Origin of the sequence: Azotobacter beijerinckii (assembly GCF_900110885.1) — a bacterium.
Lineage (GTDB): Bacteria > Pseudomonadota > Gammaproteobacteria > Pseudomonadales > Pseudomonadaceae > Azotobacter > Azotobacter beijerinckii.
Genome location: NZ_FOFJ01000128.1, coordinates 1 through 3,711, shown reverse-complemented (window position 1 = coordinate 3,711; position 3,711 = coordinate 1). Strand labels below are relative to the sequence as shown.

Here is a 3,711-nt window from a genome sequence, read left to right as displayed (position 1 = left end):
GGCCTCCAGGCGCTTGAGCCACAGACAGAAGCCGTTGCGATGCCAGTACAGAATTTTCACTTGGTTGCGTGTGCGATTGAGGAAGACGAACAACACAGGGTCGAACACCGCGACCTTGATATCCAACTCGACCAGGGCTGCCAGGCCATTGATGGATTTACGGAAATCGACCGGCTTGGGGTAGAGGTAAACAGCTTTGACGTTGGGGGCGGGACGCATCATGCGGGGCAAGTTCCAGAAGGAATCGGGAGCTCAGCATCAGATCTCAGGGCGCGGTTTCGAAGGTAGGGTTTATGGAGCGGTTACGCTGGAAAAACGCGGCGAGCGGGCTAGAAGGACTTCATCGCCACGAGTGACCAACACGATCATGCTCGGCGACAACCTTGGATAATGCTGCACCTCGCAGTGCGGGCAATGCATCGCCCGCTCTCCCGGCAGCAGCTCCATCGGTGCCCCGCAACTGCCGCAGAAGCGATGCTGCCGGGCCCAGGTACCAATCTGCGACGCATAGCCGAGCAGCCTGAAGGTTTCAACATCGCTTTCGAGCATCAATTGGCGCAGGGTCTGCCAGGAACAACCCGCTAGCTCGACGGGACGTTCCAACTCTAGCAGGCGAACAGGCTCACCATCGAAACTCCCGAGCACATGCTCGACGAGCACCGGAAAACCCCGCTCATGCAGCCATTGACAGGGAAACAGCGTGCCTTGAGGGCCAAGCAGAAAGCGCTGTCGACAATGCGCCAATGCCAAGCCACCTGACGGATAGCCGATGCGTGTTCCGGGACTCCAGCGCTCGCTCATCACTTCTCCTGCTTATCCCTTTGAAAGCTGGCCGGCAAACGCCAAGCCACTGGGCTACGGAGGCATAATGTAAATCAGGCCACTGCAGGCAGGGCCAAAGCACGCAGACTCTCCGAGGCCAGATCGAGTATATGGACTTGGGCGTCAGACGCGCCGCTCTCCAGATAATACTCCAAGCTGGTCAGAGCATCGGCCAGGATTTCCAGCATAGGCTCTGCAGGTATCTGCAGAGAGTCCAGCATTCGGGACTGGATATACTCAGCACAAACACCGATTAGCATTGAAGCACGCTCCAGACCAAGAAACCAAAGTCCACCGCGGACTGCATCCAAGCTGATCGGCACATTGGCCAAGTGTATCCGTTCCCCTTGAGACTCCAAGTAGGCGATGATAGCTCGCTTGGCGAGTGCAAGACTGGCCTTGGCCTCGTCCAAAACAACCATCCGCGCCTCGGTCAATTGATGACGAGCAAAGCAGTCAGCCTCCGGCTCCGGCTGCAGGGAACGCTCACCGCGCTCGAGGCCGGCAACGATGCCCTCCACATGTAGTAGAGCCTCCGCCAATCGGGCCAAGAATAGTGAGTCAAGCGGCTGTGTCGGGCTCCAATCTGCCAGCGTAGGCAACAATCTCTGCAAGAGGCTGCCCACCGGAATCAGGCCAACCATCGTAAGCGTTTTCACCAGCTTGCCCAACGAAACCTGCAGCCCACTCAGGTGCTCCTCCTCTCCAGAGCCACGCCCGATGAGATCGAGAGCATCCTTGATACTGGCCAACTCCTCACGGATGGCTGAGCATAGGGAACGCATAACCGATCGACCAGGACCCGACAAGCGCCGGTATCCTTTTTCTAGAAGTTGATCAGTGAAAGGCAAAGCCTGAAGACCGAATACCCCACGCAGCTCCCTGACGCGCGAGCCCCGACTTTCTGTTAAGGCCACCAAATAGAGCAGCTCCCCCAGCAAACTTCCAGGGGCCTCGTAATTGGAGCAGATCAAAGATTGCCTGAGTTCTCGCTCGACACGAGCGAACAAGTATTTGCGAGACTTACGAGGCGACAACTGGCCATCTAACAGGGCCTCAAGAGCTGCAGAACAGATCCAGAAGAAGCGGCTTTGAGGTTGGTTGGTGAAGATCCTGTCCAACCGAGACATTGCACGCAGCATAAGGCCCAAGCTAGCAGGCAGGCTCTGTTCACGAATGAAGCCAAGCAGGCCAATCTGGTACATGTGCCGTAATCGTGCCACTTCATCGGCCTGGATTCTCCCACCCGCTATAGACGACCGGCAGGAGGGTCGACTCGCGTCAAGGTGAACGCTGAAGAAGTGGCTCTCAGGCAACAGGGCAAGACCGGCGGCTTGACGCAAGTCGTTGACCGCTGGCAACAATAACTCCGGCAGGTCCTGATGGTGCATGTCGACCCCCTCAAGATACCGGCGTAGAACATGCAGCGCATTGCCTAAAGCTGCCAATCGGCCATCCTGCTCCTGTCCGATCCCTACAGGTATATCAATCGCCTGCTGCAGCACTTCGAGAGCAAGCAGTTCGGCACCGGTCAACTCAATCAGAGTGAGGATACCGCGTACTTGCTGTAGGTTCGCAACAATCTGCTGCAGGAAACTGTCATTATGGCGCTCGACAATGAATTGCTCAAGTCTCTGCTCAGCCTCCTCAATGGTAGCGAACAGCTCATCACGCACCAAAGTGAGGGACGTAGCACTGACCATGAATCTATTGCGCCTCCCGCGCCGAGTTTTCGTACAGCATCAGTCGATGAGGCTCCTACCTTTGCTTGCGCATGCACTCATTCCGTTTTCCATTGAAGAGTCTTGTAAGTGTCCGACAAAAAGTCAGGTTTCAACCCTTGCCGGATCCGGTCATGGGCAACCTCAAGGGTTTGATGGAAATGGTATGTGCTCGCAAATGACAAGCTGACTTTTTGCTAAGGAAGGTCTGAATTAGCCCCGACATTTTCTACCCGAGCACTCGATTGCTCAAAAAAACGGCAGTTCCGTGGCAATTCAGACCGATACCTCTTTGCAAATTCATGTTTTGCCCTTGAAGGGGCGCTTTGCCGGGATGATTTCCCGCATTACGGACGCACCTCTCCTGCCACCCGCAGATGTTTTCGCGCCATCCACAGGTTCGACAGGGCGAACAGCGTCACCAACTGCGCGGTGTTCTTCGTCAGGCCGCGGAAGCGGACCTTGACGTAGCCGAACTGCCGCTTGATCACCCGGAACGGATACTCGACCTTGGCCCGCACCTGTGCCTTGGCTTTCTCGATCCGACGTTTGACGCGATACAGGACACTGTGCTTGCCGTGCTTCTGGTAGGTGCTGCGGCGGGCCGCGATCTGCCAGACGACTTTCCGCCCGGCATGCTCCGGACGCTTCTCGACGCCGACATAGGCCGCATCGAGGCTGACCAGTGTTTCCTCGCCATGCAGCACCTTGTCGACCTGGGTGACATCCGCCACGTTGGCCGTCGTGCCCACGATGTGATGCACCAGGCCAGACTCGGCATCGACGCCGATATGCGCCTTCATGCCGAAGTAGTACTGATTGCCCTTCTTCGTCGAGTGCATTTGCGGGTCGCGCTTGCCTTCCTTGTTCTTCGTCGAACTCGGCGCATGGATCAGCGTGGCGTCGACGAGGGTGCCCCGCCGCAGCGACAGCCCGCGCTCACCCAGGTAGCTGTTGATCACCTCCAGCATGCCTGCAGCCAGTGCGTGCTTCTCCAGCAGGCGGCGGAAGTTGAGGATGGTCGTTTCGTCCGGGAGGCGCTCCAGACCCAAGCCGGCGAACTGGCGCAGGAGAGTGGTTTCGTACAGCGCTTCCTCCATCGCCGGATCGCTGTAGCCGAACCAGTTCTGCATCAGGTGCACGCGCAGCATGGCGGCCAGCGGGTAGG

General features: G+C 57.6%; 3 protein-coding genes and 1 pseudogene. All 4 read right to left on the bottom strand.

The features are described 5' to 3' along the window. Positions 1-222: IS66 family insertion sequence element accessory protein TnpB (gene tnpB / locus BMY22_RS22915; protein ID WP_244158916.1), on the bottom strand; the 222-nt coding region annotated here is incomplete at its 3' end. Between the two features lie 87 nt (positions 223-309). Next, positions 310-801 (bottom strand): annotated as a pseudogene (locus BMY22_RS22910) (NADH pyrophosphatase zinc ribbon domain-containing protein); the annotation flags it as partial. Between the two features lie 74 nt (positions 802-875). Then, positions 876-2,525 (bottom strand): FimL-related protein, encoded by a 1,650-nt coding sequence (locus tag BMY22_RS22905; RefSeq protein ID WP_090625613.1) that lies wholly within the window; start codon positions 2,523-2,525, stop codon positions 876-878. 365 nt (positions 2,526-2,890) lie between these two features. Continuing rightward, positions 2,891-3,711 (bottom strand): IS5 family transposase (locus BMY22_RS22900; protein ID WP_090625611.1); only part of this gene is annotated, 821 nt, incomplete at its 5' end.